Genomic DNA, 23,286 nt, shown 5'->3' with positions numbered 1-23,286 from the left:
CAGCGTCTCCAGTGGCGATGTTGGAATCGTAATGCATCGGCGGCGCAGGGCTGCGCCTGGCACTACCGGCAATGTGAATCCATCCACGCCTGCAGCCGTGCCGCCTGCGCCGCATCCATCTGCAGCCCCAGCTTGCTCCGTCGCCACAGTACATCCTCGGCGCTTCGGGCCCATTCGTGGTCACACAGGAACGCCACCTCGCGTGCGTGCAGGCCCGCGCCAAAGTCTTCGCCCAGATCGAGCAGGGCATTCGCGCCGTGCAGCAGATCGACGCTGCGGCTGCCATAGGCGCTTGCCCAGCGCCGCAGTGTGGTTTCCGGCAGCCAGGGGGCCTGTTGCCGTAGTTGCTCGCGTGCCTGCCCGGCATCGCCCCAGTCGCTGCCGGGCAGCGGCTCGCCTGCCGCCGTCCAGGCTGGGCCTGCGTGCGGCAGACTGGAGCGCAGCAGATCCAGTGCTTCCTCGGCCAGCACCCGGTACGTGGTCAGCTTGCCGCCCAGCACGTGCAGCGCAGGCGCACCGTCGGCGTCCAGTTGCAGGCGATAGTCGCGGCTCAGTTTCGCCGCGCGCGGGTCCGGGTCGGCCAGCAACGGGCGCACACCAGCAAACTGCCAGACCACCTCGGCAGGTGTGATCGGGTCGCGCAGGTAGCCGTTGGCCGCGCTGCACAGGTAGTCCACCTCCAAAGGCAGCACACCGCAGCGTGCGGGGTCGCCGCGATAGTCGGTGTCGGTGGTGCCGATCAGCAGATGGTCGTGGAAGGGCAGCAGGAACACCACGCGGCCGTCGGGCTGCTGCAGCAGGCAGGCCCTGTCGTTCGGCCAAGGGCGGCGCAGCACGATGTGGCTGCCCTGCACCAGGCGCAGCGCAGGTCCGCTGCTGCGGGCGTGCATGCGCTCCAGCAGGCCGCCGGCCCAGGGTCCTGCGGCGTTGGCCACCGCCCGTGCCTGCACGGTCTGCTGATGGCCGGATGTGTCTTCCAGCACGACGCGCCAGTGCCCCTGCTCGCGTCGCAGATCCACGCAGCGCGTGCCGGTCAGGATGCGTGCACCCCGTTGCGCAGCGTCGAGCGCGTTGAGGATGACCAGCCGCGCATCATCCACCTGCGCATCGGCATAGCTGAAGGCGTGCCGCAGCTGCGGCGACAGCAGCGCGCCGAGCGGATCGTCGTGCAGATCCACGCCGCGCGACGCAGGGAAGGCGGGGCTGCGCCGGCCCAGATGGTCGTACAGCCAAAGGCCGAGGCGCAGCATCCAGCGTGGCCGCAGATGCGGTTGCCACGGAAGCACGAAGCGCAGCGGCCGCACCAGGAACGGCGCCTGCCGGCGCACCACCTCGCGCTCGCCCAGCGCCTTGCGCACCAGGCCGAACTCGCTCTGCTCCAGGTAGCGCAGGCCGCCATGGATCAGCTTGCTGCTGGCGCTGGAGGTGTGCGCTGCCAGGTCGTGCTGTTCGCACAGCAGTACCTTCAGGCCACGGCCACTGGCATCACGGGCGATGCCGGCACCGTTGATGCCACCGCCGATCACCAGCAGGTCGACCTCGTCCATCGTGCCTCCGCATCTTGTTTATGTAGAGCCGCGCCTCCATTGACCGTGGGCGCCATTGAACGTAACGCATCGCAATGCGCGCGGAGCCCGCCGCTCGACTCGGGATAGGGGGCTTGGCATGACTCTACAAAAAAGCAGCCGAGCATGGGCTCGGCTCTACCGGCGGAACCCGGGTGACGGAAACGACGACGGGCCCCGAAGGGCCCGTCGCGGTACAACAATGACGCAGAAGCGCCTAGAAGCGGGCGCCGATGCCGAAGCCGACGGTCCACGGATCCATCTTCGCTTCGCCGATCTTCTCGCCGCCGACCTTCACGTCCGGACGCGAGCGCATGTAGCGGGCGTCGGCACGGGCGAACCAGGTCGAGTTGATGTTCATGTCCACGCCGACGGTGCCGATCACGCCCTTGGCATCCTTCAGGCGGATGTCGGAGTCGCTGCCGTCTGCCAGGGTTTCATTGCTGAAAGCCGACTGGAAGTAGCCCACGCCCACGAACGGACGGAACACGTTGTCGGCCTGGCCGAAGTGGTACTGGCCGCTCAGTGCGACCGGCTGCTGCTCGACGCTGCCGAGGCGGGCATTGCCCGGGCCCTTCACCTTGTGGTCGAACTTGTCTGCAGCGCCCCACAGTTCAACGGCCCAGTTGTCGTTGATGTAGTAGCTGAAGCTGACGGTCGGTGCCGGGCCGCCATCGACCTTCTTGATGCCGTCGATCGGGTCATTCTTCGGCTGCAGCAGCGAGACGCCGCCAACCACGGCAAAATGCTTGCCCGAGGCGGTGTCGGTGGTGCTGCTGTCCTGCGCGAAGGCAGCCGGTGCGAACGCGGCGGAGGTCAGCAGGGCGAGGCTCAGGATACGGATGGAGCGCATGGGGGAATCTCCTAATGTTTCTTGTTTTGGGCCCCCGGTTGCGGGGCGAGCACACCGTAGTCGCCCCAACATGAATCGAATCCGACGCGCGTTAAAAATTAGTTCGCATTGTTCAGCGAACAGCGCGAAACGCTTGTTTTCATGCGGTTTCTGCCATTCCGGAATATTCATGCAGTTGGAGAAGATGTGAGCGCCGCAACGTTGTGCATCGGCCTGCCTGCGCAGGTGAACACGGATTGCCGGGTGTTGCTGCTGGGTTCAATGCCCGGTATCGCTTCGTTGCAGGCAAAGCATTACTACGCCCACCCACGCAATCGCTTCTGGCCGTTGCTCGGCGACCTGTGCGGCTTCGATCCGTCGTTGCCGTATGCACAGCGACTGCAGGCGCTGGTCTCCAATGGCGTTGGCCTGTGGGATGTGATCGGTCGCTGTGAACGGCGCGGCAGCCTGGATGCGGACATCGTGCGTGGCACGGAAGTGGCCAATGCTCTTCCCGCACTGATCGCCGCGTTGCCTGACCTGCAGCTGATCGGCTGCAATGGCGGCGCGGCGATGCAGGCCTTCCAGCGCTGGGTGCTGCCGCAGCTGGCCGCCTCGCCAACTGTGCTGGCGCTGCCGTCCACCAGCCCGGCCAATGCAGCATGGTCGTTGCCGCGCCTGCGCCAGGCCTGGCAGCCGGTGGCCGTTGCGCTGGCGACATCAAGCGGACATCGACAGGACAATACGCTACCGACTGGAAGCGCCGGCAGGCCATGAGCAACAGCGTGTCCCGGCTGCGTGCGTACTGAAAACACCTGTAACGGTTGGCGCAGGCCCGCGCTGGCCGCACAATAGACGTTTCCCTACACCAGATTGCCGGAGTTCTCCCCATGGCCGAAATCAAGGAAGCACGTGTCCCCGATATCGGTGACTACAGCGATATCCCGGTAATCGAGGTGCTTGTTGCCGTCGGCGATACGGTGAAGAAGGACCAGGGCCTGGTCACGCTGGAAAGCGATAAAGCGACCATGGAGGTGCCGTCCTCGGTGGCCGGCGTGGTCAAGGAAATCAAGGTCAAGCTGGGCGACAGCCTGTCTGAAGGCAAGGTCGTGGCGCTGATCGAAGTGGCCGACAGCGAGGCTGCCCAGCCGGCTGCCGCTGCGCCCGCACCGGCCAAGGCCGCTGCTCCGGCCGCTGCCACCCAGGCGGCTCCCGCTGCCGCTCCGGCTCCGGCCGCCCCCGCCCCCGCTGCCAGCGGCGGCGCGGTTGAAGCGCTGGTGCCGGATATCGGCGACTACAGCGGCATTCCGGTCATCGAAGTGCTGGTCGCCGTGGGCGATACGGTGAAGAAGGACCAGGGCCTGGTCACGCTGGAAAGCGACAAGGCCACCATGGAAGTGCCGTCGTCGGTCGCCGGCGTGGTCAAGGAGATCAAGGTCAAGGTCGGCGACAATCTGTCGCAGGGCAACGTGGTCGCCATCATCGAAGCCGAAGGCGCTGCCGCCCCGGCCCCGAGCAAGGCCGCCGCTGCCGCCGCCCCGGCCGCCGCCGAGACGGCCACCAAGGTCGAGCCGGTCGCCGTGCCGGCACAGCCGGACAAGCTGGCCGCCCGCGAGATCGCCAGCGCCCCCTCGGCCGGCGCGCCGAGCAGCCCGCCGGTGCAGTTCAACGCCGATGGCGTGCTGCCGGCCAAGGTGCCCTACGCATCGCCGGTGGTACGCGTGTTCGCCCGTGAGCTGGGTGTCGACCTGCTGCAGGTCAGCGGCAGCGAGAAGGGCGGCCGCATCACCAAGGCCGACGTACAGAAATTCGTCAAGGCCGCGCTCAGCGGCGGCGTTCCGGCGGCTGCCGGTGGCACCGTGGCCGCCGGCGGTGGCCTCAACCTGCTGCCGTGGCCGAAGGTCGATTTCAGCAAGTTCGGCGACGTTGAAGTGCAGCCGCTGTCGCGCATCAAGAAGATCTCCGGTGCGAACCTGGCCCGCAACTGGGCGATGATCCCGCACGTCACCCAGTTCGAGCAGGCCGACATCACCGACCTGGAAGGCCTGCGCGTGGCGCTGAACAAGGAGAACGAGAAGGCCGGCATCAAGCTGACCATGCTCGCCTTCCTGATCAAGGCCAGCGCTGCGGCGCTGAAGCAGTTCCCGGAGTTCAACGCTTCGCTGGATGCCAGCGGCGAGAACCTGACCCTGAAGAAGTACTTCAACATCGGTTTCGCGGCCGATACTCCGAACGGCCTGGTCGTTCCGGTCATCCGCGATGTCGACAAGAAGGGCGTGGTGCAGATCGCGCAGGAAACCGGCGAGCTGGCCAGGAAGGCACGCGACGGCAAGCTCGGCCCGGCCGACATGAGCGGCGGTTGCTTCTCGATCAGCTCGCTGGGCGGCATCGGCGGCACCGCGTTCACCCCGATCGTCAATGCACCGGAAGTGGCCATCCTCGGCGTCTCCAAGTCGTCCATCCAGCCGGTCTGGAACGGCAAGGAGTTCGCACCGAAGCTGATGCTGCCGCTGTCGCTGAGCTACGACCACCGCGTCATCGATGGCGCCCTGGCCGCACGCTTCACCACGTACCTCTCGCAGGTGCTGGCCGACATGCGCCGCGTGCTGCTGTAAGGCACCGCTTCGCCCCCACCGTGCGGCCGCTGCCCCTGGCGCGGCCGCCTGTCGAAACGCAGTGACAGCCCACCGGCCACGCCGGTCGGGCACGAGGAAAACCCACCATGGCCACGATTGAAATCAAGGTTCCCGACATCGGCGATTACAGCGATGTACCGGTGATCGAAGTGCTGGTCGCCGTTGGCGATACGGTGAAGAAGGACCAGGGTCTGGTGACCCTGGAGTCGGACAAGGCCACCCTGGAAGTGCCGTCCTCGGCTGCCGGCGTGGTCAAGGAAATCAAGGTCAAGCTGGGCGACACCCTGTCCGAAGGCGCGGTCGTCGTGCTGCTGGAGTCCGAGGGCGCCGCTGAAGCGCCGGCCAAGGCTGCTGCCCAGGCCCCGGCTGCAGCCGCTCCGGCCAGCAAGCCGCCGGTGACCCCGTCGCACCGCGCCCCGGCCGAGCCGGCAGCACCGAAGCCGGCGCTGGCCAGTGGCAAGGCCGCCGACATCGAATGCGAAATGGTCGTGCTGGGCTCGGGCCCGGGCGGCTACACCGCCGCCTTCCGCGCCGCCGACGTCGGCCTGGATACGGTGCTGGTCGAGCGCTATGCCAGCCTCGGTGGCGTCTGCCTCAACGTGGGCTGCATTCCGTCCAAGGCGTTGCTGCATGCCGCTGCGGTGATCGACGAAGTCGCCCACGCCGGTGATTTCGGCGTCGAGTTCGGCAAGCCGACCATCACCCTGGACAAGCTGCGCCAGTACAAGGAAAAGGTCGTCAACCAGCTGACCAAGGGCCTGGCCGGCATGGCCAAGCAGCGCAAGGTCCGCAACGTGCAGGGCGTTGGCACGTTCGTGTCGGCCAACGAACTGCTGATCACGGCTGAAGACGGCAGCACCCAGCTGCTGCGCTTCCAGAAGTGCATCATCGCCGCCGGTTCGCAGGCGGTGAAGCTGCCGAACTTCCCGTGGGACGACAAGCGCGTGATGGACTCCACCGACGCACTGGAACTGGCCGAAGTGCCGGGTTCGCTGCTGGTCGTGGGTGGCGGCATCATCGGCCTGGAAATGGCCACCGTGTATGGCGCGCTGGGCAGCAAGGTCACCGTGGTCGAGTTCATGGACCAGCTGATGCCGGGCGCCGACAAGGACCTGGTCAAGCCGCTGGCCGACCGCCTGAAGAAGCAGGGCATCGAGGTCCACCTGAAGACCAAGGCGTCCGGCGTGACCGCCGATGCCAAGGGCATCACCGTGACCTTCGAAGCCGCCGAGGAAGGGCAGACGCCGGCATTGGCGCAGGGCACCTTCGACCGCGTGCTGGTGGCCGTGGGCCGCTCGCCGAACGGCAAGAAGATCGACGCGGACAAGGCCGGCGTGCAGGTCACCGACCGCGGTTTCATTCCGGTCGACCGGCAGATGCGCACCAACGTGCCGCACATCTTTGCCATCGGCGATATCGTCGGCAACCCGATGCTGGCCCACAAGGCTACGCACGAGGGCAAGCTGGCGGCCGAAGTGGCTGCCGGCCACAAGAAGGAGTGGGTGGCCCGTGTGATTCCGTCGGTGGCCTACACCAACCCGGAAATCGCCTGGGTCGGCGTGACCGAGACCGAAGCCAAGGCCAAGGGCCTGAAGGTCGGCGTGGCCAAGTTCCCGTGGGCCGCCAGCGGCCGCGCGATCGGCATCGGTCGCACCGAGGGCTTCACCAAGCTGATCTTCGACGAAGACAGCCATCGCATCATCGGTGGTGCGATCGTCGGTGTGCATGCTGGTGATCTGCTGGCCGAGATCGGCCTGGCCATCGAAATGGGTGCCGAAGCCGAGGACATCGGCCACACCATCCACGCGCACCCGACACTGAGCGAATCGGTGGCGATGGCCTCGGAAATCTACGACGGCACGATCACCGATCTGTACATGCCGAAGAAGAAATAAGGCGCCCGCGCCTTCCCGAACGAGAAGCCCCGGCATCTGCCGGGGTTTTTTTGTTGGGCTTTGATCATTTTCGTTGCGAGCGGTGGGGCCGCTGCGCGGGCGGCAGGCATTTCGACAAATGTCCCCCGTCGTCCGCCTGCGGCGGTCGCCTCCTCCTTTACTTTGTCGAAACGCCTGCCGCCCGCGCAGCGGCTCGGCTTGCGGACGGCAGAGCAGCCACCGCAGCGGCTGCCTGGATGCCTGACACGCGGAGGGAGAGGGGGCTGGGTGCGAAGTAAAGGAGGAGGTGTCGGCCGCAGGCCGGCGCCGGGGGACATTCGCACGCAGCCCCCTCTCCCTCCGCGCTCGACCAACCCGCTTCTGCTCTTCAGTCAGGAGCCCACAAAAAACGTGGCCCCCGATGTTCCGGAGGCCGCGCCAGGAGAGAGCGTTGTGGAAGAGGCGTAGGGCTTAGAAGGTGACGCTGATACCGGCCACCGGGCCCTTGAATTCCTGCTTCAGGCCGATGGTGCCGTCGCTGCCTTTCTTGTCTGCATCCAGCTTGAACCAGTCGTAGCCGGCGAACACGCCGAAGTTGTCGGTGAAGCGGTAATCGACGATCGCGTTGGCGCGGCTGAGGTCACCCTTGTAGTCGTCGAAGCTGCCCCAGCGCGTGTTGAGGTACTGGCCCTGCAGGGTGATCATCCACTTTTCGGACGGGGTGAAGCTCAGGCGTGCACCGACCACCGGCGCAACACCGTCGGTCTTCTCGTCCAGGAACTGGCCTTCGTACACCGTGCCCAGGTCGGCGTAGCCCTTGGTGCTGACCTTCGCGTACTCGGCACCCAGCTGAAGGCCGAGGTCGAACTTCTCGGTGTCCACCACCGAGTAGTCATACACCAGGCTGGCCACCTGGTACTTCAGCTCGGCCTTGACGAAGCTGTCGGCCGGCACGTTGACGTTGCCGAAGGAAATATCCTGGCCGAGGGTCTCGCGGCGGTCCTTGTCGTACTTGAAGTAGTTGAACAGCAGGCGCTGGCGGTTGCTGATGCGGAACATGCCGTCGATGCGCGGCTCCCATTCCTTGCCACCCAGCTTGAAGTCCTCGGAGAAGCCGACGTCCTGGCCGGCGACGTTGGTATTGCCGCGCAGGGTATTGTCCGAGTCGATGTTCATCGCACCCAGGCGCAGGGCGAAGCGGTCATCGCCTTCGGCGGCATGGGCGGCGGAGGCGAACGACGCGCCGGCGGCGAGAAGCGAGAGGGCGAGCAGGGTGGGGACGGAGCGCATCGAAAGAGTCCTTGCAGTGGTTCATCGGAATGAAGGCCACTTTGCCGGACGTCGCTGTCCACCATCCGTGAACGTATGGTCCACGCGGTGTGGACGGTTCAGCGCTGTCGGTGTCGTGCGAAAAAGATGGCCCCGGAGCGGCGCTTCGGGGCCATCATGGGGACCTGCAGGCGAAGCGTCGACGAGGTAGCTGCAGGCAGGTCGCAGAATCGGACCGTCGCCATCGGCGGAAAGTTCCATCGCCTGCGACCAAAGTTGAATACGTTGCGGCGCAACATCGCGCAGATGTCATTGTCCCCGTGGTGGGCTGCAGAAGCGCAGCCCTTACCGCAACTTGCGCTGTTCCGATATGAACAGGCACCGGTTGTCTCGCAAATTGTCCCATTGCTATAATTTGGCGGCTCGATGAGGCCCCCCTGCTGTAGTCGCCTCAGCCATCCACTTGTAACCACGCGGGACGTCCTGTGCTGAACTCCGTAGAAACGGGTCGGCGACTGATGCTGCGCGCCGCGGTCTACCCGCTGGCCGCAGTGGCTGTCCTGGCTCTGGCCTTCCTGCTGGTGGGGCCGAAGTATGCCCTTGGTGCTCTGGCATCGGGCGTGGCGGTTTCGGCCGGTGGTTGGGTGGCGGCACGGATGGCATTGGGTGGTGGTGCGCTGGGGGCCGGTTCGGCCATGGCACGCCTGATCGTTGCGATCGTGGCCAAGTGGGCGCTCGTTTTTGGTGTCCTGATGGTGGGGTTCCTGGTCTTCAAGCTGCCTGCATTGGCGCTGTTGGCCGGTATCGCCGTCGGGCTGATGTTCCAGGTCCTGGCCATGGCCAGGCGCTAATCGAATTCATTTAACTTAAGGTTCCGGACACATGGCAGGCGAGGCGCTTACACCCACCTCCTACATCCAGCATCACCTGCACAATCTGACGGCAGGTCATGGCTCTCCGTGGGCAATCCACGTGGACACGCTGGTGACCTCGCTGCTGATGGGCCTGGTGATGGTCGTCGCCTTCTGGCTCGGCACCCGCAAGGCCACCTCCGGCGTGCCGGGCAAGTGGCAGGCGTTCGTCGAGATCTGCCTGGAGTTCGTTGACCGCCAGGCCAAGGACACCTACCACGGCACCAGCAAGCTGGTGACCCCGATCGCGATCACGATCTTCTTCTGGATCCTCCTGATGAACCTCATCAAGATGATCCCGGCCGACTTCATCGCCAAGCCGCTTGAACTGATGGGCGTGCCGTACTGGAAGCCGGTCCCCACCGCCGACGTCAATGCCACCCTCGGCATGTCGATCAGCGTGTTCTTCCTGATGCTGTTCTTCGCGTTGCGCGCCAAGGGTATTGGTGGTTTCACCAAGGAATTCCTGACCGCACCGTTCGGCAAGTGGATGATGCCGTTCAACCTGATCCTGAACATCGTCGAGTGGCTGAGCAAGCCGATTTCGCTGGCGATGCGACTGTTCGGCAACATGTTCGGCGGTGAAATCGTGTTCCTGCTGATCTGGGTGCTGGGCGGTGCAGGTATCGCCGGCATGTTTGCAGGCGCGTTCGCCGGCTTCGGCTGGATGCTGTTCCACCTTCTGGTGATTCCGCTGCAGGCCTTCATCTTCATGATGCTGTCCATCGTGTACCTGAGCCTGTCGGAAGACGCTCACTGAGTTTCGCTTCACCCTTCATCCGTTTGTTTCTAAACCCTTAGCAATCAAGTTCCTGGAGAAAACCATGTACTTCGCCGTCCTGACCAATCTCGCCCAAGTTCAGAGCTCCACCGTCCTCGCCGTCGGCATCATGATCGGCCTGGCCGCGCTGGGCGCCGGTCTGGGTCTGGCCATCATGGCCGGTAAGTTCCTGGAGTCGGCCGCGCGCCAGCCGGAACTGATCCCGGTCCTGCAGGTCCGCATGTTCATCACCGCCGGCCTGATCGACGCCGCCTTCATCATCTCGGTCGCCGTGGGCCTGCTGTTCGCCTTCGCCAACCCGCTGGTCGGCGAGTTCGTCTCGCGCCTGCCGGCAATCGCTGGCTGATCCAGCGAAAGCGAAACGACCGGGCGCCGCAGGCGCCTGGTCGCGGATGAAGGTTCGGATGCGCCGCCCGTGTGGCGGCGCATCCATCCCGTCACAACCGACTGAGCGAACCCCATGGATATCGGTTTTACCCTCATCGCCCAGGCCCTGGCCTTTGCCGCCCTGATCTGGCTCATCGCGACCAAGATCTGGCCGCCGCTGATGAACGCGATCGAAGAGCGCCAGCAGAAGATCGCTGAAGGCCTCGCTGCTGCCGACCGCAGCCAGAAAGATCTGGCCCAGGCGCAGGACAAGGTCAATGAAGCGCTGAAGGAAGCCCGCACCAAGGCCAACGAGATCATCGACCAGGCCCACGCGCGTGCCAACCAGATCGTCGACGCGGCCCGCAACGAAGCTGTTGCCGAAGCCACCCGTCAGAAGGACCTGGCCCAGGCCGAAATCGACGCCGCCGCCAACCGTGCCCGTGAAGATCTGCGCAAGCAGGTGTCCGCGCTGGCCGTGACCGGTGCCGAAAAGCTGCTCAAGCGCGAAATCGACGCCAACGCCCACAAGGCGCTGCTCGACGAGCTGGCCTCGGAGATTTAAGGATGAGCCAGGCCCTCACGCTTGCCCGCCCGTACGCCCGCGCCGCCTTCGCGACCGCGCGTGACGAAGGCGCGTTCGCGCCGTGGTCGGACGCTTTGGCGTTCTCCGCCCACGTCGCCGCCGACCCGCGCGTGGCGGCCCTGCTCGCCAACCCGGAGCTGGGTCGCGATGACGCCGTCGCCCTGCTGGCGCCGGAGTCCCGCGGCGAGACCTACTCGCGCTTCCTGGCTGTGCTTGCCGAATCGCATCGTCTGCCGCTGCTGCCGGAAATCGCCGGCATGTTCGACGCACTGCGCGCCGAGGCCGAGCACGTGGTCAAGGCCACGGTGACGTCCGCGGCCGAGCTGTCGGTTGCCGAGCTGGACGCGATCAAGGCTGCGCTGCGCAAGCGCTTCAACCGCGAGGTCGAAGTGGCTACCGCGGTCGACGCCTCGCTGATCGGCGGCGCTGTGATCGACGCCGGCGACGTGGTCATCGATGGTTCGCTGAAGGGCAAGCTGGCCCGTCTGCAGACCGCGCTCGCTAACTGAATTCATTTAACGTCCGGCCCCGCTGCCGGCACTAGGACTTGACGATGGCAACCACGCTCAACCCCTCCGAAATCAGCGAACTGATCAAGAACCGCATCGAGAAGGTCAAGCTGGCCGCGGAATCGCGCAACGAAGGCACCGTGACCAGCGTGTCCGACGGCATCGTGCGCATCTTCGGTCTGGCCGACGTGATGCAGGGCGAAATGATCGAACTGCCGAACAACACCTTCGCCCTGGCCCTGAACCTGGAGCGCGACTCGGTCGGCGCCGTGGTCCTGGGTGGCTACGAGAACGTGCGCGAAGGTGACGTCGCCAAGACCACCGGCCGCATCCTGGAAGTGCCGGTCGGTCCGGAACTGCTGGGCCGCGTCGTCAACGCACTCGGCGAGCCGATCGACGGCAAAGGCCCGCTGGCCACCCAGCTGACCGCTCCGGTGGAGCGCGTTGCGCCGGGCGTGATCTGGCGCAAGTCGGTCGACCAGCCGGTGCAGACCGGTTACAAGTCGGTCGACTCGATGATCCCGATCGGCCGTGGCCAGCGCGAGCTGGTCATCGGTGACCGCCAGACCGGCAAGACCGCGCTGGCCATCGACGCGGTGATCAACCAGAAGGGCACCGGCATCAAGTGCGTGTACGTAGCGATCGGCCAGAAGGCCTCGACCGTTGCCAACATCGTGCGCAAGCTGGAAGAGAACGGCGCCCTGGCGCACACCATCGTGGTGGCTGCCACCGCGTCCGAATCGGCCGCGATGCAGTACATCAGCGCCTACTCGGGCTGCACCATGGGCGAGTACTTCATGGACCGCGGTGAAGACGCACTGATCGTGTACGACGATCTGTCCAAGCAGGCCGTGGCCTACCGCCAGATCTCGCTGCTGCTGAAGCGCCCGCCGGGCCGTGAAGCCTACCCGGGTGACGTGTTCTACCTGCACTCCCGTCTGCTCGAGCGCGCTGCCCGCGTGTCCGAGGAATATGTCGAGAAGTTCACCGAAGGCAAGGTCACCGGCAAGACCGGTTCGCTGACCGCGCTGCCGATCATCGAAACCCAGGCCGGCGACGTCTCCGCGTTCGTTCCGACCAACGTGATCTCGATCACCGATGGTCAGATCTTCCTGGAAACCGATCTGTTCAACGCCGGCATCCGCCCGGCCGTGAACGCCGGTATCTCGGTGTCGCGCGTCGGTGGTTCTGCGCAGACCAAGATCATCAAGAAGCTGTCTGGCGGCATCCGTATCTCGCTGGCCCAGTACCGCGAGCTGGCTGCGTTCGCGCAGTTCGCCTCGGACCTGGACGAAGCCACCCGCAAGCAGCTGGAGCGCGGCCAGCGCGTCACCGAGCTGATGAAGCAGAAGCAGTACGCGCCGATGTCGATCGCCAACCAGGCGCTGTCGATCTACGCCGTCAACGAGGGTTACCTCGACGACGTGCCGGTCAGCAAGCTGCTGGCGTTCGAAGAAGGCCTGCACGCGCACTTCGCCAACACCCAGGGCGAACTGATCGGCAAGGTCAACGCCACCGGCGGTTGGGACAACGACATCGAAGGTGCCTTCAAGAAGGGCATCGTCGAGTTCAAGACCACCGGCAGCTGGTAATCGAGGTCCTGTAGAGCGGAGCGATGCTCCGCTGGACCAGACGATCAAACGGTTGAACAACGCGGGGCCCAGGCCCCGCGCCACGGGAATAAAAGATGGCAAGCGGACGCGAAATCAAAACCAAGATCAAGAGCGTGCAGAACACCCGCAAGGTGACGCGCGCCCTGGAAATGGTCTCGGCCTCCAAGATCCGCAAGGCGCAGGATCGGATGAAGACCTCGCGTCCGTACGCGCAGGCGATGAAGCAGGTGATCGGCCACCTGGCGCAGGCCAGCACCGACTACCAGCATCCGTTCCTGGTCGAGCGTGAGCAGGTCAAGCGGGTCGGTTTCATCGTGATCTCCTCCGATCGCGGTCTGGCCGGCGGCCTCAACAACAACCTGTTCCGCAAGATGCTTGGCGAAGCCAAGGCCTGGCAGGACAAGGGCGCCGAAGTGGACCTGGTGACCATCGGCCAGAAGGCATCGACCTTCTTCCGCCGGGTCAAGGTGAACATGGTCGGCACGGTGACCCACATCGGCGATACGCCGAAGCTGGAATCGCTGATCGGTGTGATCAAGGTCATGCTCGACGCCTTCACCGAAGGCAAGGTCGACCGCGTGTATCTGGTCTACAACCGCTTCGTCAACACGATGGTGCAGAAGGCCAGCTTCGATCAGCTGCTGCCGCTGCCGGCCGCCGAGAAGCAGGTTGCGCACCACGACTGGGACTACCTGTACGAACCCGATGCCGCGACCGTGCTCGAGCACGTGATGACGCGTTACATCGAGTCACTGGTGTACCAGGCGCTGCTGGAAAACGTCGCTTCCGAGCATGCCGCGCGCATGGTGGCGATGAAGTCGGCCAGTGACAACGCCAACAAGCTGATCGGAACCCTGCAGCTGGTCTACAACAAGGCCCGCCAGGCAGCGATCACCCAGGAAATCTCCGAAATCGTCGGCGGCGCGGCAGCAGTCTGACCGCGTTCGTTAAAAGCACACATTTAGAGGATGCAGCAATGAGTCAGGGCAAGATCGTTCAGATCATCGGCGCCGTCGTCGACGTCGAATTCCCCCGCGAGTCGGTGCCGAAGGTGTACCACGCGCTGAAGGTGGACAACACCGAAATCACCCTGGAAGTGCAGCAGCAGCTCGGTGACGGCGTGGTCCGCTGCATCGCGCTGGGCTCCACCGATGGCCTGAAGCGCAACCTGGTGGCCACCAACACCGAGCGCGGCATTTCCGTGCCGGTCGGCGCTGGCACCCTGGGCCGCATCATGGACGTGCTCGGCCGTCCGATCGACGAAGCCGGCCCGGTCGCCGCCAGCGACACCTGGGAAATCCACCGTGCTGCTCCGTCGTACGAAGACCAGTCCCCGGCCACCGAGCTGCTGGAAACCGGCATCAAGGTCATCGACCTGATGTGTCCGTTCGCCAAGGGCGGCAAGGTCGGCCTGTTCGGCGGCGCCGGCGTCGGCAAGACCGTCAACATGATGGAACTGATCAACAACATCGCCAAGGCGCACAGCGGTCTGTCCGTGTTCGCCGGCGTGGGTGAGCGTACCCGTGAGGGCAACGACTTCTACCACGAGATGAAGGACTCCAACGTCCTGGACAAGGTCGCGATGGTGTACGGCCAGATGAACGAGCCGCCGGGCAACCGTCTGCGCGTCGCCCTGACCGGCCTGACCATGGCCGAGTACTTCCGCGACGAGAAGGACGAGAACGGCAAGGGCAAGGACGTGCTGCTGTTCGTCGACAACATCTACCGCTACACCCTGGCCGGTACCGAAGTGTCGGCACTGCTGGGTCGTATGCCGTCGGCAGTGGGTTACCAGCCGACCCTGGCCGAGGAAATGGGCGTCCTGCAGGAGCGCATCACCTCGACCAAGAATGGTTCGATCACCTCGATCCAGGCCGTCTACGTGCCGGCCGATGACTTGACCGATCCGTCGCCGGCGACCACCTTCGCCCACCTTGACTCGACCGTGACCCTGTCGCGTTCGATCGCTTCGCTGGGTATCTACCCGGCGGTCGATCCGCTGGATTCCACCAGCCGTCAGATGGACCCGCTGGTCATCGGCCACGAGCACTACGACACCGCCCAGCGCGTCCAGCAGACCCTGCAGAAGTACAAGGAACTGAAGGACATCATCGCCATCCTGGGCATGGACGAACTGTCCGAAGAAGACAAGCAGGCCGTGTCGCGCGCCCGCAAGATCGAGCGCTTCTTCAGCCAGCCGTTCCACGTGGCCGAAGTGTTCACCGGCTCGCCGGGCAAGTACGTGTCGCTGAAGGACACCATCCGTGGCTTCAAGGCCATCGTCGATGGCGAGTACGACCACCTGCCGGAGCAGGCGTTCTACATGGTCGGCAGCATCGAAGAAGCGGTCGAGAAGGCCAAGAAGATGGCCGAGAAGGCCTGATGCGGCAGGGACGGGCACATGCCCGTCCCGACCGTGACACGGGGTGGGCCTGCGCCCACCGCTGCGGAATCCCTGCGGTGGGTTCGACCCGCCCCCTAGCGAAGAGAGTTACATGAGCACCATCCGTTGCGACATCGTCAGCGCCGAGCAGGAAATCTTCCGTGGCGAAGCGACCCTGGTCGTGGCCACCGGTGAGCTGGGCGAACTGGGCATCGCGCCCAAGCACGCACCGCTGATCACCCGCCTGAAGCCGGGCAAGGTGGTAGTGACCACGCCGAGCGGCGAGCAGCTGGATTTCGCCATTTCCGGCGGCATCCTGGAAGTGCAGCCGCAGGTGGTGACCGTGCTGGCCGACACCGCGATCCGCGCACAGGACATCGACGAAGCCTCGGTCCGCAAGGCCAAGGAAGAAGCCGAGCGCATCCTGGCCAACCGTGGTGAAGCGATGGAAGTGGCCGAAGCCCAGCAGAAGCTGGCTGAAGCCGTTGTCCAGCTGCAGGCGCTGGAGCGCCTGCGCAAGACCCTCAAGCACTGAGGTCCAGCGCCATCAAGCAGGAACGCCGGCCACGTGCCGGCGTTTTTGTATGTGTCGACGACGCGGCGGAGACGCCGTTACCGGTACACGAGGTGGCGCAGCAGCAGGAAAGACACCACCGCCAGGCCTGCTTCCACCAGCGGCTTTGCCAGCCATGCGTACTGCAGGCCCAGCGCATGGTCGGCGGCGGCCACCAGCAGCGTGCTGGCCAGGGTCAGCAGCAACCACAGCGGCAGGAATCGCGCGAAGCGACGCCACCCCAGGCGCTGTCCGTTGGCGTCGGCGAAGGTGATGCGTCCATTGAGCCAGAAACCCAGCAGCATGCCGGCCACGCGTCCGCAGACGTTGCCGGGCGCAGCAGGCATGCCGGCTGCCGTCGCCAGTACGAACACCGCCCAGTCCAGCAGCAGCTGCAGCAGGCCGATGACGAGATAGGAACGGCCTTGGCGCAGCAGGCTCATGGTGCCGGGGTCATGGTGGGGGCTCCATGTTAACGGCCCCCGTTCTAGAATCACCGCCATCGAATCGTGGACCGCCCGCATGACCCAACCCCTGCACGTGATCATCCTCGCCGCTGGCGCCGGCAAGCGCATGAAATCGGTGCTGCCCAAGGTGCTGCAGCCGATTGCCGGGCAGCCGATGCTGGCGCATGTGATCGCCACGGCGCGCGAACTGCAGCCGGCCGCCATCCACGTGGTGTACGGCCACGGCGGGGACCAGGTGCGGCACTACTTCGCTGACCAGCCGGACCTGTTGTGGGCCGAGCAGGCGCAGCAGCTGGGTACCGGCCACGCCGTTGCCCAGGCCATGCCGGAGGTGCCCGACGCTGCACAGGTGCTGGTGCTGTACGGCGATGTGCCGTTGATCCGTGCGCAGACCCTGCGCGACCTGCTGGCGCAGCCGGGCCGGCTGGCGGTCCTGGTCGCCGATGTCGAGGATCCCACGGGCTATGGTCGCGTGCTGCGCGATGCCGAAGGCAAGGTGGGGGCCATCGTCGAGCAGAAGGACGCCGATGACGAACAGCGCCGGGTGCGCATCATCAACACCGGCATCATCACTGCCGAGTCGACCGCGCTGCGCCGTTGGCTGTCACAGCTGTCCAACAGCAACGCACAGGGCGAGTACTACCTGACCGATGTGTTCGCCTTCGCCGCCCGCGAGTTCACTCCGGCGGAGATGGCCCTGGTGGCCGATGCGCAGGACGCGGAGGGCGCGAACGATCCGTGGCAGCTCTCGCAGCTGGAACGCGCCTGGCAGCGCCGCGCGGTGCGCGCGCTGTGCATCCAGGGCGCGCGCGTGCGGGATCCGGCGCGGGTGGATATCCGTGGTGAGGTGATCGTCGGCAGCGACGTGATGATCGATGTCGATGTGATCCTTGAAGGCAAGGTGGTGCTCGGCGATGGCGTGACCGTCGGCCCGTTCACCCGGCTGAAGGATGTGACTCTTGGCGCGGGCACCGAAGTGCGTGCGCACTGCGATGTCGAAGGTGTCATCAGCGAGGGCGCGGCACAGATCGGCCCGTTCGCTCGCCTGCGCCCGGGTACGGTTCTTGCCGATGGCGTGCACGTGGGCAACTTCGTGGAAACCAAGAAAGTCACCCTGGGGGTGGGCAGCAAGGCCAACCACCTGACCTACCTGGGCGATGCGGTGATCGGCAGCAAGGTCAACATCGGTGCGGGCACCATCACCTGCAACTACGACGGCGTGAACAAGTCGACCACCACCATCGGTGACAACGCCTTCATCGGCTCCAACAGTTCGCTGGTAGCGCCGGTGCTGATCGGTGAAGGGGCGATGATCGCTGCAGGTTCGGTCATCACCCGCACTGCGCCGGACGGCAAGCTGACCGTGGCCCGCGCGCGCCAGGAAACGATCGATGGCTGGCAGCGCCCCATCAAGAAGAGCTGAGCCGAGGCCACCGCGCGTCGACGAGCTCGACGCGCTGCCCCGCATCGAACAGCGTGCGGGCGAGCTACTGCGCGGGCACGAGGCGTACCCGGTGTTCGCCGGTCATGGTCTGGATCTGCTCACGCTGCAGGCAGGACTGCAGCGTGGCCAGTTGTGGGTCATCGACGGCGCGGATGGCAGCATCGCCGGCTACCTGCTGGGCGACGCGCTCGACGGCGATTTCCATGTGCTGCAGATGGATGTGGATTCCGGCCACGCGCGGCGTGGTTACGGGCGAGCGCTGCTGCGCCATGCGCTGGCCGAGGCCAAGGCGCTTGGCTATCCGGGGGCGGTGCTGACCACGTTGTCGGATGTGCCGTGGAATGCGCCTTTCTACGGCAGCGAAGGATTCAACGTGCTGCCGGAGGCGGAGTGGAGCGCGGGCCTGCGAGGGGTGATGGCCGAGGAAGCCGGGCTGGGATTTCCGATGCAGCTGCGGGTGGCGATGCGGCGGGTGCTTTAGTTTTTGCTTCTTCTGTTGATTGCTGATGGTTGCTCATCTTTCATGGGTGTCACTTTTCTTTGTACGCAAAGAAAAGTAACCAAAAGAAACGTTCCGCCGGCCGCGAGCCGATGCTGCGCATCGGTGCCCTGCGCTCCTCGGCGAATCAGGGGCCGGTGCCGAACTCGCTGTGCTCAGACATCGGCACCTCTTCGCCCCTGATTCCCCTGCGGTGCTCGGCTCGCTTCAAGGCGGACCCAAGTCAAACCCCACAGCTGCACCCAGTAGATCCACGCCATGCGTGGATGCTTTTGCTTTGCTTCTCGAGTCCGCCTTGAAGCGAGCCGAGCACCGCAGGGCCGGCGAGGGCGAAGAGGCGCGGGTGTCTGAGCGAAGCGAGTTCCCGCGCCGTCCCTCGACGGACCGAGGAGCGCAGGGTACCGGCGTGCGCAGCACGACGGCTCGCGGACCGGCGGCGCGTTTCTTTTGGTTACTTTTCTTTTCGCGCGAAAAGAAAAGTGACACCCATGAACAATGATCAACCTTCAGCCATCAACAGAAGAAGGAAGAACAAACCTACCCCACCGGCAACAGGATCGACACACACAGCCCGCCCTCGGTGCGGTTCTGCAATGACACGCGGCCACCGTGCGCCTCGACGATCTCGCGGGTGAGTGCCAGCCCCAGCCCGGTGCCGTTGCGCTTGGTCGAATAGAACGGCATCAGCGCATTCTGCAGCACCTGCTCGTTCATGCCCTTGCCCCGGTCCAGCACATCCAGCCGCAGCCACTGCGGTAGCCGGGTCAGCTGCACCTGCACGTCGTCGTTCGGCGGATCTGCTTCGGCGCAGGCCTCGTGCGCGTTCTTCAGCAGGTTGAGCAGGGCCTGGCCGAACTGGGCGATGTCGATCCGGCTGCTCAGTTCCTCGTCGAGTTCACGCTCCATCGTGAACGGAATCTGCTGGCACAGGCTGGACAGGAACGGCGCCCAGTGCACGGTCTGCAGCTGCGGCTGCGGCAGCTTGGCGAAGCGTGCGTAGCCCCGGATGAAGCCTTCCAGGTGGCGTGCGCGGTCTTCAATGGTGGTGAAGATCTCCGGCAGCCGGTCGAAGCGTTCGCGCTTGACCAGTTCGCCACCGGAGTGCGCCAGCGATGCGATCGGCGCCAGCGAGTTGTTGAGCTCGTGGCTGATCACCCGGATCACCTTCTTCCAGGTCTGCACTTCCTGCCGGCGCAGCTCGGCAGTGAGCTGGCGTACCAGCAGCAGGTCATGCGGACGGCCGTTGAGCTGGAACGCGCGCCGCGAGAGGTGATAGACCTGTTCGTCGTCCTCGTCACCCTCCACGCCATCTTCGCTTTCCGACTTCACCGCGAACAGGCTGTCGCCACCGCGGCCGATGGCGTCGCGCAGTTCCACCGGCAGCTGCTCGAGCACGTCTTCCATGCGCTGTCCTTCCAGCTTCCAGCCGCCGTGCAGCAGCTTGCGCGCCGCCAGGTTGGAGAACACCACGCGGGAAATGCCATCGCCACCGGCGGCGATCAGCAGCATCGCCACCGGTGTGTTCTGCACCATGGTGTCCAGCAGCAGTTCGCGCTGTACCAGGCCCTGGCGCTGTGCGCGCAGCACTTCGCCCAGTTCGCGGTGTGCCTGCACCAGGTCACCCAGTTCGTCGTTGCCGGGCCAGTAGATGCCGAAGTTGTACTCACCGTCGCGGTAGCTGCTGGTGGTTCCGGACAGCGCCCGCATCAACGAGCGCACCGGTGCGGTGGCGCGGCGCAGCGTCCACCACATCAATGACAGCAGGATGATCGTGGAAACAGTGGTCACCACCCAGCCATGGTCCATCCAGTAGGCCAGCAGCCACGGCAGCGCGGCAGCCAGCGCCAGCACCGGCAGCAGGCGCAGGAACAGGCGGAAGGTGAAGGAGCGTCGTTTCATTCGCGCGGGATGCCGTGACGGTCCATGCGCCGGTACAGCGCCTGCCGGCTCAGTCCAAGCTCGTTGGCCGCCTGGGCGATGACCCCGTGGTTGCGCGTCAGCACTTCTTCGATGCGTGCGCGGTCGGGATCATTGCCGGCGCTTGGCGTCGGGCGCGGTGCCGCGGGCGCACGTGGCAGGTTGAGATCGGCCACGTCGATGCGGTTGCCGGTGGCCAGCAGTTCGGCACGCTGGATCACGTTGCGCAGTTCGCGCACGTTGCCCGGCCACAGGTGCCGCTGCAGCGCAGTGGCCGCCGTGCTGGACAGCGGCTTGCCGATGCTGAGGAAATGCTCGGCCAGCGGCACGATGTCGCCGGGGCGGTCGGCCAGCGGTGGCAGCGTCAGTTCCACCGTGTTGAGACGGTAGTAGAGGTCTTCGCGGAACGTACCTTCGCGGATCATCGCCGGCAGATCGGCATTGGTCGCACTGACCACGCGCACCTTGACCTGGCGTTCGCGGTTGGAGCCCAGGCGTTCGAAGCGCCCCGTCTCCAGCACGCGCAGCAGCTTCATCTGCCCACCCAGCGACAGGTTGCCGATCTCATCCAGGAACAGCGTGCCGCCGTCGGCTGCCTCGAACTTGCCTTCGCGCGCCTTGTTGGCGCCGGTATAGGCGCCGGCCTCGGCACCGAACAGTTCGGCCTCGATCAGCTCGGAGGGCAGGGCGCCGCAGTTCACTGCCACGAACGGGCCCTTGGCCACCAGCGAGTTGGCCTGGATGATCTGCGCGATCTTCTCCTTGCCCGCGCCATTGGGGCCGGTGATCAGCACCGGCAGCTCCGAACGGGCGACCTGGCACGCCAAGGCGATCACCCGCTCGCTGGCGGGATCGGCGAACACCGCACCACACAACGCGTACTTGTCTTCCAGTGCATGGCGCTGGCGTTGCTCGCGCTGGCGTCGCTGGTCCAGTTCGCGCCGCGCTTCGGACAGTTCCAGCAGGTTGTTGACCGTGGTCAGCAGCTTGCGGTCATCCCACGGCTTGGCCAGGTAGTCGGCGGCACCGGCCTTGACCAGGTCCACCGCGCTGCTCAGGTGGGTCCAGGCGGTCAGCAGGATCACCGGCAGATCGGGGTGGCGTTCGCGGATCTGCGCGAACAGCGCCTCGCCTTCCTCGCCGGAGGTGGTGTCCTCGCTGAAGTTCATGTCCTGGATGACCAGGTCGACCGCCTGCGACTCCAGCAGCGCCAGCCCTTCGGCCGGGCTCTGCGCAAGCAGGGTGTCGATGTCGTGCAGGGAGAACAGCACGTCCAGCGCGGTTCCCACGCTGGCGTTGTCGTCGATGATCAGGATCGCAGGCATTCGGCGGCTTCTGGGAGGGCGGGGAAGCGCCGGCAAGCGTCGGCGCCGCGCACGGAAAAGGGTGGATGGCGCCGGAGCTTTCGGCGCCACCCACCAAGCATAGCCAAACCGATGGCGGCGCAGGGGCCGCCCGGCCTCAGCGTTGTGGCAAGGGCGGCGGCGGAGGAGCGGGCGGTGGCGGTGGTGGCGCCAGCGCGGGGCGCCACTGGGACACGTTCACCGGCACGGTCAGCATCCGGCCATCGCGGCGCAGCAGCAGGTAGACGGTGGCCGTCGATGCCGTCCGTACTGCGTCGGTGAGCTGTTCGATCTGCCGCACCGGCGAGTCGTCCACGCGCAGGATGCGGTCGCCAGGGCGCACGCCGAAGCGCGCCTCCGGGCTGGCCGCATCCACCCTCACCACGCCTTCGGTCGAGCGCAGCGCCAGCCGCGCATCGTCCTGGCGCCACTCCAGCGTCTGCGCGCTGCTGCCGGCGAGTACCGGCAGCGGCAGGGCCAGCAACAGCACCAGCAGGCTGGCGCGCATCTCACGCCCCCCGCGTGGCGACGGCCGGGGGCACCGCCGCAGCGCGGCGGGCCGGGCCGAACACCGCGATCTGCCCCAGCATCCACAGCAGTACCGCGCCCAGCGGCAGGTACAGCAGCGGCATGCGCGGCAGCTCGTACATGTTCATCAGCGCCAGGTTGATGGCGTAGGCCGCCAGCATGCCCAGCACGATGCCCAACGTAGCCAGCAGGAAGTTCTCGGTCTGGAAGTAGCGCAGGATCTGCCCACGGGTGGCGCCCAATGCGCGGCGGATGCCGATCTGCTTGCTGCGCTGCTGCACCCAGAAGCTGGCCAGGCCGACGATGCCCAGTGCGGTGACCACCAGCAGCGCGATGCACACGGTGACCAGCAGGCCGACCATGGAGCGGTCGTTCTTGAAGTAGTCGGCGCGCTGTTCCTGGTAGGTCAGCTTCTCGCGCACCAGACGGTTGGGGTCGTTATGCTCCAACGCGGCCAGCGCGCCCTTCAACACTTCATCGCGGCGTTCCGGTGAGGTCCGCAGCATGTACGGCCCGCGGGTGAAGTCGGTACGCACCGGCAGGATCATCGACAAGGTGCTGTTGTCGTTGTAATCGGTCGGAGTGGCCAGGTGGGCGACCACGCCGACCACATGCAGCGCCTGGTTGCCCATGTAGAACGTCTTGCCCAGCGCGCTCTGGTCCGGATACATCTTTGCAGCGACCTGCTGGTTGATGATCACCGGCGCGGCGCGGTCAGGCTTCGGGTTCTTCTGCGCTACCTCCAGGTCGATGTACTCGCTGGGCAGGAAGTCTCGCCCGGCGACCAGTTGCAGGCCCAGCGTGGACAGAGCGTTCTCACCAACCATGTACTGCGACACGAAGGCCGTCGGGCGTTCCTGCTCCCGTTCGCGCGAGATGCTGGTGTTGCTCGAGTTGCGGCGGAACGGCAGCTGGTTGACCTTGGCCACGCTGGTCACGCCGGGGATCGCGCGCAGCGACGCCAGGTCTTCGTTGGTGCGGGCCATGGCGTTGGTCTGCTTGCCGATGCCGTTGACCCGGACCATCACCAGTTCGTTCTCGGCCAGCCCGCTGGGCTGGCTGATCTTTTCCACGCGCTGGGTGACCAGGAACAGGGCATTGCAGACGATGGCGCAGGTCAGGGCGATTTCCAGCACGATCAATGCGGCTGCGGTCTTGTGCCGGCGCAGGGTGCTGAGGATGGGGCGGATGTCCATGGGAAGTCCTCGTT

The 23,286-nt window shown here is 65.7% G+C and carries 22 protein-coding genes; 14 read left to right on the top strand and 8 right to left on the bottom strand.

Annotated elements, in window-relative coordinates; all coding sequences use genetic code 11:
- Nucleotides 1–62: 62 nt before the first annotated feature.
- Nucleotides 63–1,547 (bottom strand): glycerol-3-phosphate dehydrogenase, encoded by a 1,485-nt coding sequence (glpD, locus tag GIW57_RS08975; protein ID WP_236510109.1) that lies wholly within the window; start codon nucleotides 1,545–1,547, stop codon nucleotides 63–65.
- Nucleotides 1,548–1,782: 235 nt separating this feature from the next.
- Nucleotides 1,783–2,418 carry an OmpW family outer membrane protein gene (locus GIW57_RS08970; RefSeq protein WP_049464294.1) on the bottom strand — a complete coding sequence of 212 codons (636 nt, stop codon included), beginning with the start codon at nucleotides 2,416–2,418 and terminating at the stop codon, nucleotides 1,783–1,785.
- Nucleotides 2,419–2,604: 186 nt separating this feature from the next.
- Here GIW57_RS08970 and GIW57_RS08965 point away from each other — a divergent pair, with 186 nt between their 5' ends.
- The 3 genes from GIW57_RS08965 (at nucleotide 2,605) to lpdA (ending at nucleotide 6,928) form a co-directional block, all read left to right on the top strand.
- Nucleotides 2,605–3,174 (top strand): DNA-deoxyinosine glycosylase, encoded by a 570-nt coding sequence (locus tag GIW57_RS08965; RefSeq protein ID WP_236510106.1) that lies wholly within the window; start codon nucleotides 2,605–2,607, stop codon nucleotides 3,172–3,174.
- Between the two features lie 113 nt (nucleotides 3,175–3,287).
- Entirely contained in the window at nucleotides 3,288–5,012 is a 1,725-nt protein-coding gene (aceF, locus tag GIW57_RS08960; RefSeq protein ID WP_236510104.1) for a dihydrolipoyllysine-residue acetyltransferase, read from the top strand.
- A gap of 107 nt (nucleotides 5,013–5,119) precedes the next feature.
- Nucleotides 5,120–6,928: a dihydrolipoyl dehydrogenase gene (gene lpdA / locus GIW57_RS08955; RefSeq protein ID WP_100462339.1), complete on the top strand. Its 1,809-nt coding sequence runs from the start codon at nucleotides 5,120–5,122 to the stop codon at nucleotides 6,926–6,928.
- Nucleotides 6,929–7,378: 450 nt separating this feature from the next.
- Here the strand turns inward: lpdA and GIW57_RS08950 are convergent, their stop codons facing one another.
- Complete coding sequence (locus GIW57_RS08950) at nucleotides 7,379–8,197, bottom strand: hypothetical protein (RefSeq protein ID WP_100462343.1); 819 nt, start codon at nucleotides 8,195–8,197, stop codon at nucleotides 7,379–7,381.
- Nucleotides 8,198–8,694: 497 nt separating this feature from the next.
- On the opposite strand from GIW57_RS08950, the gene GIW57_RS08945 reads away from it, so the two are divergent.
- From GIW57_RS08945 to GIW57_RS08905, 9 genes are all read left to right on the top strand, one after another.
- Nucleotides 8,695–9,027 carry a hypothetical protein gene (locus tag GIW57_RS08945; RefSeq protein WP_032952006.1) on the top strand — a complete coding sequence of 111 codons (333 nt, stop codon included), beginning with the start codon at nucleotides 8,695–8,697 and terminating at the stop codon, nucleotides 9,025–9,027.
- 31 nt (nucleotides 9,028–9,058) lie between these two features.
- On the top strand, nucleotides 9,059–9,847 hold the full coding sequence (atpB, locus tag GIW57_RS08940; RefSeq protein WP_100462349.1) for a F0F1 ATP synthase subunit A: 789 nt from the start codon (nucleotides 9,059–9,061) through the stop codon (nucleotides 9,845–9,847).
- Nucleotides 9,848–9,911: 64 nt separating this feature from the next.
- The gene (gene atpE / locus GIW57_RS08935) at nucleotides 9,912–10,214 is read left to right on the top strand and encodes a F0F1 ATP synthase subunit C (protein WP_025877367.1); all 303 of its coding nucleotides are present in this window, start codon (nucleotides 9,912–9,914) and stop codon (nucleotides 10,212–10,214) included.
- Between the two features lie 114 nt (nucleotides 10,215–10,328).
- A complete protein-coding gene (locus GIW57_RS08930; RefSeq protein WP_025877365.1) occupies nucleotides 10,329–10,799 on the top strand; it encodes a F0F1 ATP synthase subunit B in 471 nt (156 codons plus the stop codon).
- Nucleotides 10,800–10,801: 2 nt separating this feature from the next.
- Nucleotides 10,802–11,329, top strand: a complete 528-nt coding sequence (locus GIW57_RS08925; RefSeq protein ID WP_089237051.1) for a F0F1 ATP synthase subunit delta — start codon at nucleotides 10,802–10,804, stop codon at nucleotides 11,327–11,329.
- Nucleotides 11,330–11,373: 44 nt separating this feature from the next.
- A complete protein-coding gene (gene atpA / locus GIW57_RS08920) occupies nucleotides 11,374–12,921 on the top strand; it encodes a F0F1 ATP synthase subunit alpha (RefSeq protein WP_223496668.1) in 1,548 nt (515 codons plus the stop codon).
- 95 nt (nucleotides 12,922–13,016) lie between these two features.
- Nucleotides 13,017–13,880: a F0F1 ATP synthase subunit gamma gene (atpG, locus tag GIW57_RS08915; RefSeq protein ID WP_089237047.1), complete on the top strand. Its 864-nt coding sequence runs from the start codon at nucleotides 13,017–13,019 to the stop codon at nucleotides 13,878–13,880.
- A gap of 38 nt (nucleotides 13,881–13,918) precedes the next feature.
- The gene (atpD, locus tag GIW57_RS08910; RefSeq protein WP_089237045.1) at nucleotides 13,919–15,325 is read left to right on the top strand and encodes a F0F1 ATP synthase subunit beta; all 1,407 of its coding nucleotides are present in this window, start codon (nucleotides 13,919–13,921) and stop codon (nucleotides 15,323–15,325) included.
- A 112-nt stretch (nucleotides 15,326–15,437) separates the two neighbouring features.
- A complete protein-coding gene (locus tag GIW57_RS08905; RefSeq protein ID WP_025877355.1) occupies nucleotides 15,438–15,860 on the top strand; it encodes a F0F1 ATP synthase subunit epsilon in 423 nt (140 codons plus the stop codon).
- A gap of 77 nt (nucleotides 15,861–15,937) precedes the next feature.
- On the opposite strand, the gene GIW57_RS08900 is transcribed toward GIW57_RS08905, so the two are convergent.
- Nucleotides 15,938–16,321 (bottom strand): GtrA family protein, encoded by a 384-nt coding sequence (locus GIW57_RS08900; RefSeq protein WP_236510101.1) that lies wholly within the window; start codon nucleotides 16,319–16,321, stop codon nucleotides 15,938–15,940.
- 79 nt (nucleotides 16,322–16,400) lie between these two features.
- On the opposite strand from GIW57_RS08900, the gene glmU reads away from it, so the two are divergent.
- Nucleotides 16,401–17,768, top strand: coding sequence for a bifunctional UDP-N-acetylglucosamine diphosphorylase/glucosamine-1-phosphate N-acetyltransferase GlmU (gene glmU / locus GIW57_RS08895; protein WP_236510098.1), 1,368 nt, complete (start codon nucleotides 16,401–16,403; stop codon nucleotides 17,766–17,768).
- Nucleotides 17,737–18,270 carry a GNAT family N-acetyltransferase gene (locus GIW57_RS08890; RefSeq protein WP_236510095.1) on the top strand — a complete coding sequence of 178 codons (534 nt, stop codon included), beginning with the start codon at nucleotides 17,737–17,739 and terminating at the stop codon, nucleotides 18,268–18,270. The genes glmU and GIW57_RS08890 overlap by 32 nt, the downstream gene beginning before the upstream one ends.
- A gap of 555 nt (nucleotides 18,271–18,825) precedes the next feature.
- Here the strand turns inward: GIW57_RS08890 and GIW57_RS08885 are convergent.
- The 4 genes from GIW57_RS08885 to GIW57_RS08870 all read right to left on the bottom strand — a co-directional run bounded on the left by GIW57_RS08885 (nucleotide 18,826) and on the right by GIW57_RS08870 (nucleotide 23,272).
- The gene (locus GIW57_RS08885) at nucleotides 18,826–20,187 is read right to left on the bottom strand and encodes a HAMP domain-containing sensor histidine kinase (RefSeq protein ID WP_236510092.1); all 1,362 of its coding nucleotides are present in this window, start codon (nucleotides 20,185–20,187) and stop codon (nucleotides 18,826–18,828) included.
- Nucleotides 20,184–21,530 (bottom strand): sigma-54 dependent transcriptional regulator, encoded by a 1,347-nt coding sequence (locus GIW57_RS08880; RefSeq protein WP_236510089.1) that lies wholly within the window; start codon nucleotides 21,528–21,530, stop codon nucleotides 20,184–20,186. Before GIW57_RS08880 ends, GIW57_RS08885 begins: the two co-directional genes overlap by 4 nt.
- Before the next feature lie 136 nt (nucleotides 21,531–21,666).
- The gene (locus GIW57_RS08875) at nucleotides 21,667–22,056 is read right to left on the bottom strand and encodes a PDZ domain-containing protein (RefSeq protein WP_100462370.1); all 390 of its coding nucleotides are present in this window, start codon (nucleotides 22,054–22,056) and stop codon (nucleotides 21,667–21,669) included.
- A 1-nt stretch (nucleotide 22,057) separates the two neighbouring features.
- Entirely contained in the window at nucleotides 22,058–23,272 is a 1,215-nt protein-coding gene (locus GIW57_RS08870; protein WP_099820583.1) for an FtsX-like permease family protein, read from the bottom strand.
- Nucleotides 23,273–23,286 lie beyond the last annotated feature (14 nt).

The organism is Stenotrophomonas sp. PA-6-5C (assembly GCF_021605635.1).
GTDB lineage: Bacteria > Pseudomonadota > Gammaproteobacteria > Xanthomonadales > Xanthomonadaceae > Stenotrophomonas > Stenotrophomonas lactitubi.
Note: the sequence above shows the minus strand (reverse complement) of the source record. Positions and strands in the feature narration are given on the sequence as shown.